Origin of the sequence: Streptomyces spiramenti, assembly GCF_012034385.1 — a bacterium.
Lineage (GTDB): Bacteria > Actinomycetota > Actinomycetes > Streptomycetales > Streptomycetaceae > Streptomyces > Streptomyces spiramenti.
In genome coordinates this window covers 26,725-37,850 of the sequence record NZ_JAAVJB010000025.1, presented here as the reverse complement: position 1 = coordinate 37,850, position 11,126 = coordinate 26,725, and the positions used below count along the sequence as shown (strand labels likewise).

Below are 11,126 nucleotides of genomic sequence, written 5' to 3'. Positions count from 1 at the left end.
CGTTCATCCGGTCCTGGACGTCGGGAGCGAGACCGAGGCCGCGGTCCTCGACCTCCACCGCCAGCCCGCCGGCGGCTGCCGGCGAGGCGCTGAGGATCTCGGTGGGACGGTCGTCCTCCTCGTTGCCGAGCAGCGCGTGGGGCACGACCAGGACAGCCTGGACGCCCCCGTAGATGTTGCTCTGCAACTGGACGACGATGTCGTGACGCTGCGCGAGCGCGGAGACGACGAGCAGCCCGATCCGACCGTCCTGGACCAGTGCGGCGACGTCCATGCGCTCGGCACCGGTCAGCAGCGCGTTCATCCGGTCCTGGACGTCGGGAGCGAGACCGAGGCCGCGGTCCTCGACCTCCACCGCCAGCCCGGCGGTGACGTACTGGGCGCGGAGCACCACCTGGGTCTGCGGCGAGGAGAACACCGTCGCGTTCTCCACCAGCTCCGCCAGGAGGTGGATCACGTCGGCCACGGCGTGGCCGCGGAGCCGCCCCTCGATGGGCGGGACGAGCCGCACCCGCGAGTAGTGCTGGACCTCGGCGATGGAGGAGCGCAGCACCTCGCTCATCTCCACCGGTCGGCTCCACTGCCGCCGGGAGGTGGCGCCCCCGAGCACGGCGAGGTTCTCGGCGTGCCGGCGCATGCGGGTCGCGAGGTGGTCGACGTGGAACAGCCCCTTGAGGTGGTCGGGGTCCTCCACCTCGTGCTCCAGCTCGTCGAGGTGCTCGATCTGCCGGTGGACCAGCGACTGGAGGCGGCGGGCGAGGTTGACGAAGACCTCCAGCTTCTCCTCGCTGCCCCCGGGCTCGGGGTGGCGCGCGGCCGACGCCTCGGCGACGGCGGTCTGGGCGGCGTGCCGGGCGACGGCGAGTTCCTCACCGAGTACCCGAAGTCCGTCACCGGCTGTCGGCCCGGGTGCCCGGGGCGTCGGCGGGCGGACGGCCTCGCCGGCCGCGACGCGCAGCGCCAGTGCCTGGAGGTCGGCGCCGCCGCGTGCGTTCTCGCGGCGCAGCGCGGTGACGCGGGCGCTGCGGGCGCGTGCCTCGGCGCCGGCGGCGAGGGCAGCGCCGGAGACCACGGCCCCCACCAGCAGCAGTCCGCCGGTGACGACGGCCCAGGGCACGCCCGGAGTGAGGGGCACGCCAGAGGGGGACCGCAGCAGGTAGCCGACGACGAAAGCGGCCACGGCGGCGACCAGGACGGGCGGCCAGACCGCGAGGTTGAGCAGCCTGCGGGTCTCGGTGGCGCCCGGCACCCCCCGAGGGGCGGATCGGCGGGCGCGGCGGCCCGCGGCCGGGGCGGGGCGGGCGGCGCTGCCGTCGGGAGCGGGTGAGGGCGCGGCCCGCTCGGTTCCGGCGCCGTGGCTGTGCGGTTCGGGCATCGTCCGTCCCCGGTGCGGTCTCGGCAGCGCTCGGCGAGCCGAGCGGAGGTGGTTCGTTGCGAAGAGTGATCTCAGTGCGTCGTCACGCTAACCGGCGGAGACCGGCGCAAGGGGGCGGGTTCGGGCATTCGCCACCCCTCGCCACCTCCTATCGGGTGAACGGGATGCGATCGGTGGACAGGACGAGACCCCGACTGTCGCAAGGGCTTTCGTGATGTCGCCCGGACGCGCCGCGTCGCGTCGCCGCGGCTTCCGCTACCGGCCGCCGGGGGCGGCGCCCGGTTCGTTCGCCAGGTCGAGGCCGGAGACGCGAACGGTGACGTTGACACGGCCACGCAGCCCGAGCCGTCCTGGACCGGTTCCTGGCAGCGTGCGCGGCACCGCGTGGTAGGCGAGCCGTGCCGGCCCGCCGAAGACGAACGCGTCCCCGCTGCGCAGCTCGGTGTCGCGCCAGGGCCGGCCCCGGCCCTCGGTGTTGCCGAAGCGGAACACGCAAGCGTCACCGAGGCTGAAGGAGACGACCGGCGCCGGGGACCGCTCCTCCATGTCGCGGTGCATCCCCATCCGGGCGCCCTCCGCGTAGAAGTTCACCAGCGCCACGTCGTACGCGCCGGAGGCGGTCGCACCGCCGGGGCCGGGGGCAGCGGCGTCGGCGGCGGCGCGCGCGGCGGCGAGCACTGCCGCGTGCGCCCACTCCCCCAGCCACCCCGGGAACGGCTTGACGGGGGCGCCGTCGCCGTCCACGGCGGTGCGCGCGTAGGCGTAGGGGTACCAGTGCAGGCCGAGTCCGACCTGTCGGACCGACATCACCCCGCCGCGCGTGCGGACCGTCCGCAGGCCGGCGGGCGGGAGCGCCCAGCCACGGCAGGCCGACAGCAGCTCCGCTTGGGACGCCGGGTCCAGATGCGCGGGCAGGTGGACCGCTCCCGGCGCGACGAGGGCGGGTTCGCGCGGGAAGAGCTCCTCGTCGTGGTGGCCGCCGTCCATGTGCCCATGGTGACAGCCACCCCGGTCCCGCGCCCCTGCGGCACCAGGAGGTGCACCCCGCTCGCCCACCACCCTTCCTCGGGCGCTGTGGTGGGTTCCGCGGGGTGCCGTGGGGTCGTCCGCGACGCGGCGCCGCGCCGGGCGGTGACCCACGCCCGGAGGTCCGTGTCGGGCGGGCCCCGGCGCTCGTGCGCTGCTCTGCGGGGAAGGACCGCACGGGGCCGACGGTGGCGCCGGTCCTGCTCGTCGCCGGGGTGGGGCCCGCGGCGGTAGAGGGCGACCACCTGCTCTCCGGGGTGCCGCACCGGCGTACCCCGTCACCCGGGCGGCGGGCGCCCCGGAGGGCATGCGTCCGAGGTCGGCGAGCCGCTCGCACCGCTCCCCGACGCCCGCGCCGCCTACCTGGCGGCGGCCCGGGACGAGATCGACCCCGGATGGGGATCGTTGGGCCGGTGCGTGTCAGGGGCACCGGGCTTCTCCCACGCCGAGCGGCGCGCCCTGTCCGAGGAACTGCTGGCGGAGTGACCGCGGCGCCCCGGCGGAACCGGTGACCGGCGGAGTGTGGCGGATTCCCGTCGCCACAGGTCGGAAGCGACCACTGCCCCGGGTCCCGCGGGGCGGCAGTGGCGCGCGTGGAGCACGGGCTGCCGACAAGGGCAGGGTCGCGCGAACGGCCGCACGGGGCCGCGACAGCGCCGCTATGCTCGCGCCGCGACCATCCGGCAAGCACATTGTGCTTGTTGTGAAGAAGTCGCGCCCTCGTCCATCGGTGCAAGGAGAAGTTCGTGAAGCTGTCCCGTCTGATCGCCGCACCTCTGGCACTCGCCGCCGCGTTACTTCTCCCCGGAGCGGCCCTCGCGGCGCCCACCGCCGCAGCGGGCCCGGAGGCCGCCGCGCCCACAGCCGCCCCGGCGGCGCCGGCCGTCGAGGCGGCGGTCACCGCGGCCGCACCCACCCAGCCGAAGTACTTCCTCGGGGCGGGGTACGGCCCCTACAACATCGCGGTGGAAGCCGCCTACGGAACCGCTTACGCCGCCGCGGCCGGTGAGGGGTACCCGGCCGCCAACTGCCGGGTGTCGGCCGGACCGGCGGCGCACCAGATCAACGCGAACTACTGGCAGGTGCTGCTGGAGCTGCTCTGCACCCCGCCGCCGCCCGCCGGTTCGGGACAGATCGTCGGCGTGCACTCCGGGCGTTGTATCGACGTGCACCGCTCGGGCCTCAGCGACGGGACGCCCATCCAGCTGTTCAGCTGCAACAACACCGACGCTCAGCGGTGGCGGCTGGAGGCGGACGGCACCCTGCGGGCGTTCGGCCGGTGCATGGACGTGCAGTTCGGCCGCACCGACAACGGCTCCCACGTGGGGCTGAACACCTGCCACGGCGCGGACAACCAGCGCTGGGAGGTGCTGCCGGGCGGCCTGCTGCGCAGCGTCCACTCGGGCAAGTGCCTGGACGCGCTCGGCTGGGGCACCGGTGACCGTACCCGCCTCGGTATCTGGGACTGCACCCCGCACCACACCAACCAGCAGTGGCGCGGGGCACCGCTGGGCACCTGACGTCGGCGCGGGCGGGGCGGTCTTCCGACCGTCCCACCCGCGTACGCGGTCCGGAACCGCTCAGCGCTCGCGGATGACGATGAAGTCGGCGAGGGCGAGCAGCTGCTCACGGGTGTGGTCCGGCATCGCCAGGCCCTCGATCGCGGAGACGGCGGTGTCGTGCTGGCGCCGGGCCTCGTCGGCGGCCCACTCCCGGCCGCCGGCCTCCTCGATGAGCGCGGCGCGCTCGGCGAACTCGGCCTCGTCGAAGTCCTCGAACTCCTCGGGGGACTTCTTGGCGTCGGCGGTCAGCAGACCGGTGAGGCGTTCCGCGGCGGGGTTGTCGGCGGCCAGGGCCGCGACGACCGGGAGCGACTTCTTGCGCTGCCGCAGGTCGCTCCAGGTCTGCTTGCCGGTGGAACGGGAGTCGCCCCAGATGCCGAGGAGGTCGTCCACGGCCTGGAAGGCGAGGCCGAGGTGGTGGCCGTAGCGGTCGAGGGAGTCGGCGGTGGCCTCGTCGGCACCGCCGAGGACGGCGCCGATCGACGCGGCGCAGGCGATGAGCGCGCCGGTCTTGTTGCCCGCCATCTCCAGGCACTCCGCGACGCCGACCGTCTCGCGGTGCTCGAAGCCGATGTCCTGTGCCTGGCCGTCGATCAGCTTGCGGGCGGCGATCGCGAGTCGGCGCGCCGCGGCAGCCGCGTGCGGACCGCCCTCGGCCAGCAGGATCTCTCCGGCCAGGGCGAAGAGGGCGTCGCCGACGAGGATCGCCTGTGCCGGGCCGTGCACCTTCCAGACGGTGTCCCGGTGGCGGCGCTGCTCGTCGCCGTCCATCAGGTCGTCGTGGAGCAGGGAGAAGTTGTGGACGAGTTCGACCGCGACGGCACCGGGAACCCCGGCCTCCGGCCGGGCTCCGGCAGCCTCGGCGGAGACCACGGCGAGCGCCGGCCGGACGGCCTTGCCGCCGTCGCCGTCGGCCGGGCGGCCGTCCTCGTCGATCCAGCCGAAGTGGTAGGCGGCGACGGTGTCCATGGGGGACGCCAGCCGTCCGACGGCGGCGCGCAGCGCGGGGGCGGCGAGTGATCGGCCGCGTTCCAGCAGGGCCGCCACGGCGTCGGGGTCGGGATGGGGGGCGTTCACGGATGCTCCTCGCGCTGGGCGATCGGGGTGCGGGCGGGGGTGCGCGCGGGTGCTCCGGCGGCGGCGCGGGCGGCGGCGTGGCCGCTGCGGACCGCGCCCTCCATGGTCGCGGGCCAGCCGGTGTCGGTCCACGCGCCGGCCAGGTACAGGCCGGGTGCCCGAGTGGTGGTGCCCGGGCGGAGCCGGGCGGTACCGGGGGCGGGTGCGAAGGTCGCGGTGCGCTCCCTGGTGACGAAGAAGTCCCGTACGCCCGCGGCGCGGGCGGCCGGCAGCAGGCGTTCCAGCTCGGGAAGGTAGCGACGGCGCAGGTCGGCCGCGGGCAGGTCGATCTCGCCGTTCGCCGCCGACTGGGACAGCGCGACGTACTGGGAGTCGCCCGCGCCGGGCAGGTCGGCGAGACCGGAGTGGGGCGTGCGGTCGAACACCCACTGCACCGGGCTGCCGAGTGCGGCGAGGAACGGCCGTCGCAGCACCGGACGGTCGTAGACGACGTGGACGTTGAGGATCGGGGAGTCCACGAGCCGCAGGAGGCGCTCCGGCTCCTCCAGGGCACCGGGCGGCAGCAGAGCGTGGGTCTGTCCCTGCGGCACGGCGAGGACGACCGCGTCGGTGGTGAGCTCGACGGGGTCGCCACCCCGTTCCAAGGTGGTGGTCCAGCCGCCGGTGCCCTCGGCGGGGCGGGTGACGCGGCGTGCGCGGGCACGCAGCAGCGTGGTGACGCCGGCGTCCGCGAGGGCGCGGCCCGCCAGTGTGCCGTGGATCTCCCCGAGCGGCACGGCGGGGAGGCCGATGTCGGCGCCTCCGGGCGTGGTCAGCAGCCCGGTGCGGAAGACCTTGGCGGCCAGCGCGAGCGAGACGTCGTCGGCGCGTGCGTTGAGGGTGGCGACGCCGACCAGGTCCCACAGGGCGGCGGCGGTGCGCGGGTCCTGTCCCTGTTCGTGCAGCCAGTCCCCGAAGGACCTGGCGTCGAGTGCGGGGTCGGCGGGGTCCAGTGACCGCAGGGCCCAGGCGGCGCGGGCGGCACGGAGCCGCTGCCCGCTGTCCAGGTGCGGGTAGCGGGCCAGTGCCGCTGACAGGTGGAGGGGGACGGGCAGCGCGGTGCGGGTGAGCCGCCCGGCGCGGCCGGTGTCGGCGTCGAGGACGGGGACGTCCAGGCGGCGCTGGATCGGCGCCAGTCCGCTGCCGCCGATCCGTTCCAGGAAACCGCGGTACGCGGTGCAGCAGCGGAGGTAGACGTGCTGGCCGTTGTCGACGGTGAGGTCGCCCACGGCGGAGGCACGACGGAAGGAGAAGGCGAGGCCGCCGAGGCGGGGGCGGGTCTCGGCGAGCGTCACGCGCCAGCCGCGGTCGGCGAGGTCCAGCGCGGCGGTGGTCCCGGCCAGTCCGCCGCCGATGACGAGGGCGGTACGGGTCACGGGCGCTTCCGCACGGCGCGGCGGGCGTCGAGGCCGGCCAGCCCGCGGACGGCGACCAGGGCCTTCTGCGGGGCGGGCAGCGAGACCCGGCCGCGCAGCACGGCGGCGGGGTCGGCCGCGATGTGGTCCAGCAGCCGGTGGTAGATGCCCGCCATGGCGGCGACGCAGGCGCCGGAGCGGCGGTCGAGCATCGGCAGCAGCCGGTAGCCGTCGGCGAACAGCCGCCGGGCGCGGTGCACCTGGAACCGGACGAGGCCGTCGAAGTCGGCGCCGCGCTGGGGCTGCGAGCGGTCGAAGCCGTCGGTGCACCCGTAGGCCCGCAGGTCCTCCTCGGGGAGGTAGCTGCGGCCTTCCGCGGCATCCTCCCGCAGATCGCGGAGGATGTTGGTGAGTTGCAGCGCGAGGCCGAGGGTGTCGGCGAACTGCGGGGCCCGTTCCGCGCCGGGGGCGCCGGGAACGGTCCCGAAGACCCCGAGGGAGAGGCGCCCCACCGCGCCGGCGACGCAGCGGCAGTAGTCGCGGAGCTCCTCCCACGTCTCGTAGCTCCGGCCGTGGACGTCCATCAGCACGCCGTCGATGAGTTCGTCGAGCCCGTCGAGCGGGATCGGGAACCGGTCGGCGGCGTCCGCGAGCGCCAGGGCGACCGGGTCGGTCGCGTCGTCGGCGATCTCACCGGCACGGACCTGCTGGAGCAGGTCGCGGGTCTCCTTGAGGCGGGACTCCTTGGTCGCGTCGTCGAGGGGACCGTCGCCGATGTCGTCGACGCGGCGGGAGAAGGCGTAGAGCGCGGACATCGCCCGGCGTTCGGCGGCGGGCAGCAGCCGGATGCCGTAGGCGAAGTTCCGGGCCTGCTGGCCGGTGACGATCTCGCAGTAGCGGTAGGCGGCGTTCAGGGAGGGAGAGAGCGGGGGGCTCGTCGTCACGGTGGACAGCTCACATTCCTCGTCGCATGGTGGACCCCGCCGCGCGGAGCAGGCCGGTTCTGGTGGGCCGGGGGGTACCGGCGAGAACGTCGTACCGGGCGTCGGTGATGGCCGCCAGCGCCGCTCTCCCGCCGCCCACGAACCCGGCGAGCAGCATCCGGAGCCTGCCCTGGACGCTGCCGACGAGCGGTGCGCCGTCGTCCAGCAGCCTACGTGCCCGGTCCGCCTCCGAGGCGACCAGGGCCCGCAGGGCGGCACCGGCGGTGGGGGCGGCGAGGTCGCGCTCGGTGACGTGGAAGCGCCGCAGCTCCGTCGCGGGCAGGTAGACCCGGTCGCGCGCCAGGTCCTCCGCGACGTCCTGGAGGTGCTCGATCAGCTGGAGGGCGGTGCAGATCGCGTCGGAGCGCCGGACCCGTTCGGGGGTCGTGGTGCCGGTGACGGCGAGGACCAGCCGCCCGACGGGGTTGGCGGAGAGTTCGCAGTACGCCAGGAGTTGCTCGCGGTCCGCGTAGCGGCTGACGCGCTGGTCGACCCGGTTGGCCTCGATGAGGTCGCGGAAGGGGTCGGCGGTGAGGCCGGTGCGCCGGACGGTGGGGAGCAGGCCGCGGACCAGAGGGTGGCGGGGTGCTTCACCTCCGCGGGCGAACACGCGGTCCAGGTCGGCCTCCAGCGCGTCCAGCAGCGCCGCGGGCTCGTCCGCGGCGTCGGCCTCCAGTCCCAGCAGGACGGCGTCGGCGCCTCCGGGGGCGAGGTCCCCGTCGCCGGCGTCGTCCACCAGCCGGGCGTAGCCGTAGACGGCCATGAGGTCCTCGCGCCAGGCCGCGGGCAGGAAGCGGGGCGCGACGGGGAAGTTCTCTCGGGCGGCCTTGGCCAGCGTCGCGGAGACCTGCTGGTGACCGGGGTCGGCGGCGGCGGTGGTCGTCATACCGTCATTTCTACCTTGTCGGGGCGCCGATCCCCTCGGACACGCCCTTCCGCGCCCGGGTCGGGCCCGGGCGCGGGAGGGGCACGGCCGGTGTCAGGAGGCGGTCTCGGCCTCGTAGGCCTTGAGCACCTCGTCGGTGGGTCCGTCCATGACCAGCTCGCCCTTCTCCAGCCAGAGCACCCGGTCGCAGGTGTCCCGGATGGAGCGGTTGCGGTGGCTGACGAGGAAGACGGTCCCGGCTTCCTTGCGGAGTTCGCGGATGCGGGCCTCGGAGCGCTTCTGGAACCTCTTGTCGCCGGTGGCGAGCGCCTCGTCGATCATGAGGACGTCGTGGTCCTTGGCCGCCGCGATGGAGAAGCGCAGGCGGGCCGCCATGCCGGACGAGTACGTCCGCATCGGCAGGCTGATGAAGTCGCCCTTCTCGTTGATGCCGGAGAAGTCGACGATGCTCTGGTAGCGCTCCTTGATCTGCTCGCGGCTCATCCCCATGGCGAGGCCGCCGAGTATGACGTTGCGCTCGCCGGTGAGGTCGTTCATCAGGGCCGCGTTGACGCCGAGGAGGGAGGGCTGGCCGTCGGTGTAGACCCGGCCGCTCTCCGGGGGCAGCAGGCCTGCGATGGCGCGCAGCAGGGTCGATTTGCCCGAGCCGTTGGAGCCGATGAGGCCGATCGCCTCGCCGCGGTGGGCGGTGAAGCTGACCCCGCGGACGGCGTGGACCTCGCGGACCCGCCCCGAGGGTTCGCGGCGCATGACGCGGCGCAGCGCGGCGGTGGCGTTGCCGCGCTGCCGTCCGGCGGTGACGCGGTAGACGATGTGCAGGTCGTCCGCGATGACGGTGGGGACACGCTCCCCGGTCGTCGCGGTGCCCGCGGTGGTGTCGGTGGTGTTGTCAGCCACGGCCGTACCTCTCCTCCGCCTTCCAGAAGTACACGAACCCGGCGACGAGCGCGAGGAGCGCGTAGCCGACGGCGAGCAGCCAGAAGTAGCCCGCGAGGCCGCCGTGGTGGGGGCCGTCGGTGATGGTGGCGTGCCGGAACAACTCCATGTAGACGGAGATGGGGTTGGCCAGCGCGACGTCCGCGACCCAGGACGGTACGTCGCGCCCTTCGAGGATGTGGCCGATGGGGAAGAGGACGCCGGAGCCGTACATGGCGGTGCGCAGCACGAACGGCATCAGCTGCGCCAGGTCGGGGACGGCCGCCCCCCAGCGGGCGAAGACCAGGGCCAGTCCGGAGTTGAAGACCAGCTGGAGCAGCAGGGCCGGGACGACGAGCAGCCAGGTCCAGCTGGGGTAGTGGCCGAAGCCGATGAGGACGACCAGGATGACGACGGTGGAGAAGAGCAGCTGCTGGAGCTGCTGGAGCACGAAGGAGATGGGGAGCGAGGCGCGGGGGAAGTGCAGCGCCCGGACCAGCCCGATGTTGCCGGGGATCGACTTGACCCCCGCCATGACCGACTGCTGGGTGAAGGTGAAGAGGAAGACCCCGATCACCAGGAACGGAATGTACTCCGGCATGTCCATGCCGCCACGCCCGCCGAGCAGGTACCCGAAGATCAGCAGGTAGACCGCCGCGTTGAGCAGCGGGGTCAGCACCTGCCAGACCTGGCCCATCTTGGCCTGGCTGTACTGCGCCGTCAGCTTCGCCTGGGAGAAGGACACGATGAAGTGCCGGCGGCCCCATAGTTGCCGCACGTAAGCGGGGAGCGACGGCCTCGCCCCGCTCACCGCCAGCCCGTGGCGGGCCGCCAGCTCGGCGGCGCTGAGCTTCTCCCCGGGCGGGGGTGGGGCGGCGGAGGTCGCACGCTCGTGCGTTGTCTCGCTCACATCGACACTTTCGTCTCGCGGGCCGGCTGTGGAGAGCCGCGGACGGACCGGACGCGTGTTCGGTGTCCGGTCCGTTGTTCGCTCGTGAATGATCTCAGGTAGGAGCTTGTCAGATGACCGGCGGGCGGCCCAGCCGGGTCAGGCGCCACACGGTACGCCACCGCATCGGCCGCCGGGGACCGCAGGGGGTGCGCCATCCCTCGGCGAAACCGCCGGCCCAGGCCCGCAGCGCGGAGCCGGAGGGACGCCTGAGGAGCGTGAGCAGCAGCCAGGTGCCGAGGTAGAGCGGGATGAGCGGCAGCGGCAGGTTGCGGCGGGCCAGCCAGACCCGGTTGCGGGCCACCAGCCGGTGGTAGAGCGCGTGGCGGGCGGGCGAGGTGGTGGGGTGGTGCAGCACGAGGTCGGCGCGGTATTCGATGCCCCATCCGGCGTCCAGCGCGCGCCAGGCGAGGTCGGTCTCCTCGTGGGCGTAGAAGAAGCTGTCCGGCAGACCTCCGACCTCGGCGAAGACGGCCGTCCGCACCGCGTTGGCGCCGCCGAGGAAGGTGGTGACCGGCGAGGAGCGCATCGGGTCGGCGGCGCGCAGCCGCGGGACGTGGCGGCGCTGGGTGACTCCGGTCTCCGGGTCGGCGATGCGGAAGGAGACGATGCCGAGCGCGTCGTCCGCGGCGAACGCCTCCCGCACCAGCTCGCCCACGTCACGGCCGGGGAGGTCTCCGTCGTCGTCCAGGAAGAGCAGGACGTCCACGTCGGTGCCACCGGGGCCGAACGCCTCGATGCCGGCGTTCCGGCCGCCCGGGATCCCCAGGTTCTCCGGCAGCTCCATCGTGCGGACGCCCTCGGGGAGGTCCGGGAGGGCGGCGCCGTTGCCGACCACCACCACCTGCACGGGGTCGCCGGCCTGGGCCGCCACCGAGTCGAGCAGCCGCTTCAGCTCCTCGGGGCGGTTGCCCATGGTGATGATCACCGCCCCGAGGGAGAGGCCGGTGCCCCCGGTG

Annotated in this window: 11 protein-coding genes; 2 read left to right on the top strand and 9 right to left on the bottom strand. The window is 74.4% G+C overall.

Going from position 1 to position 11,126, the window contains the following annotated elements:
- Both HCJ92_RS05720 and HCJ92_RS05715 read right to left on the bottom strand, forming a co-directional pair.
- A partial coding sequence (locus HCJ92_RS05720; protein WP_338054038.1) for a sensor histidine kinase occupies positions 1-1,375 on the bottom strand: 1,375 nt, incomplete at its 3' end.
- Positions 1,376-1,630: 255 nt separating this feature from the next.
- Entirely contained in the window at positions 1,631-2,362 is a 732-nt protein-coding gene (locus HCJ92_RS05715; protein ID WP_167932323.1) for an alpha-ketoglutarate-dependent dioxygenase AlkB, read from the bottom strand.
- Between the two features lie 50 nt (positions 2,363-2,412).
- Here HCJ92_RS05715 and HCJ92_RS25770 point away from each other — a divergent pair, with 50 nt between their 5' ends.
- Together HCJ92_RS25770 and HCJ92_RS05705 are read left to right on the top strand one after the other, a co-directional pair.
- A complete protein-coding gene (locus tag HCJ92_RS25770) occupies positions 2,413-2,913 on the top strand; it encodes a tyrosine-protein phosphatase (RefSeq protein ID WP_420824672.1) in 501 nt (166 codons plus the stop codon).
- A gap of 234 nt (positions 2,914-3,147) precedes the next feature.
- Positions 3,148-3,921: a ricin-type beta-trefoil lectin domain protein gene (locus tag HCJ92_RS05705; protein WP_167932321.1), complete on the top strand. Its 774-nt coding sequence runs from the start codon at positions 3,148-3,150 to the stop codon at positions 3,919-3,921.
- 60 nt (positions 3,922-3,981) lie between these two features.
- Here the strand turns inward: HCJ92_RS05705 and HCJ92_RS05700 are convergent, their stop codons facing one another.
- The 7 genes from HCJ92_RS05700 to HCJ92_RS05675 form a co-directional block, all read right to left on the bottom strand.
- A complete protein-coding gene (locus HCJ92_RS05700) occupies positions 3,982-5,040 on the bottom strand; it encodes a polyprenyl synthetase family protein (protein ID WP_167932320.1) in 1,059 nt (352 codons plus the stop codon).
- On the bottom strand, positions 5,037-6,455 hold the full coding sequence (gene hpnE / locus HCJ92_RS05695; protein ID WP_338054037.1) for a hydroxysqualene dehydroxylase HpnE: 1,419 nt from the start codon (positions 6,453-6,455) through the stop codon (positions 5,037-5,039). Before hpnE ends, HCJ92_RS05700 begins: the two co-directional genes overlap by 4 nt.
- Positions 6,452-7,387 carry a presqualene diphosphate synthase HpnD gene (gene hpnD, locus HCJ92_RS24715; RefSeq protein WP_420824673.1) on the bottom strand — a complete coding sequence of 312 codons (936 nt, stop codon included), beginning with the start codon at positions 7,385-7,387 and terminating at the stop codon, positions 6,452-6,454. The genes hpnE and hpnD overlap by 4 nt, the downstream gene beginning before the upstream one ends.
- Position 7,388: 1 nt before the next feature.
- Positions 7,389-8,303: a squalene synthase HpnC gene (gene hpnC, locus HCJ92_RS05690; protein ID WP_167932319.1), complete on the bottom strand. Its 915-nt coding sequence runs from the start codon at positions 8,301-8,303 to the stop codon at positions 7,389-7,391.
- Positions 8,304-8,396: 93 nt separating this feature from the next.
- Positions 8,397-9,200, bottom strand: a complete 804-nt coding sequence (locus HCJ92_RS05685) for an ATP-binding cassette domain-containing protein (protein WP_167932318.1) — start codon at positions 9,198-9,200, stop codon at positions 8,397-8,399.
- A complete protein-coding gene (locus tag HCJ92_RS05680; RefSeq protein WP_167932317.1) occupies positions 9,193-10,128 on the bottom strand; it encodes an ABC transporter permease in 936 nt (311 codons plus the stop codon). Before HCJ92_RS05680 ends, HCJ92_RS05685 begins: the two co-directional genes overlap by 8 nt.
- Before the next feature lie 109 nt (positions 10,129-10,237).
- The gene (locus HCJ92_RS05675) at positions 10,238-11,083 is read right to left on the bottom strand and encodes a glycosyltransferase family 2 protein (RefSeq protein WP_167932327.1); all 846 of its coding nucleotides are present in this window, start codon (positions 11,081-11,083) and stop codon (positions 10,238-10,240) included.
- Positions 11,084-11,126: the final 43 nt, after the last annotated feature.

Bases quoted from the DNA above. Each gene is read 5' to 3' on its own strand.
- HCJ92_RS05715 (WP_167932323.1), bottom strand. From the start codon at position 2,362: ATGGACGGCGGCCACCACGACGAGGAGCTCTTCCCGCGCGAACCCGCC.
- hpnC (WP_167932319.1), bottom strand. From the start codon at position 8,303: ATGACGACCACCGCCGCCGCCGACCCCGGTCACCAGCAGGTCTCCGCG.
- HCJ92_RS05675 (WP_167932327.1), bottom strand. From the start codon at position 11,083: ATGGGCAACCGCCCCGAGGAGCTGAAGCGGCTGCTCGACTCGGTGGCG.